This window comes from Cupriavidus sp. DL-D2 (assembly GCF_039710735.1).
GTDB lineage: Bacteria > Pseudomonadota > Gammaproteobacteria > Burkholderiales > Burkholderiaceae > Cupriavidus.
Map to the genome: position 1 here is coordinate 1 of NZ_JBDKXK010000122.1, position 427 is coordinate 427.

Consider the following 427-nt stretch of genomic DNA (forward strand, 5'->3'; position numbering starts at 1 on the left):
GTACGCCTACCTGACCCAGCAGGGCCACTACGTGGTGCGCCTCGATCTCGATTTCGATGAATGGAGCAAGGGCCACGAGAGCGTTCCGCTGCGCCTCGCAAAACCATTTGCCGGTGCCAAGCAGACGGGTTTCCACTTCCCCCTGCTCGACGGCACCGAAGTCGCCATCGCCTTCCGCGACGGCGATCCCAACAAGCCCTACATCGCCCACGCGCAACACCACAGCCAGCACGAAGATCTGATCACCGGCCGCGACGGCTGGATGTCGCGCAACGTCATTCGAACGCAATCGAACAACAAGTTGCGGTTCGAGGATTGGGAGGGACGCGAAGGCATCAAGCTGTCCACGGAACATAGCGGAAAAACCCAGCTGAACATGGGCTACCTGGTGGATGACCGGGTGAAGCAGCGTGGGGAAGGGTTCGAG

At 60.9% G+C, this 427-nt stretch carries 1 protein-coding gene; it reads left to right on the plus strand.

The window, feature by feature from the left end:
* On the plus strand, nt 1-427 hold a 427-nt coding region (locus tag ABDB81_RS30215), incomplete at both ends, for a type VI secretion system Vgr family protein (RefSeq protein ID WP_346814392.1).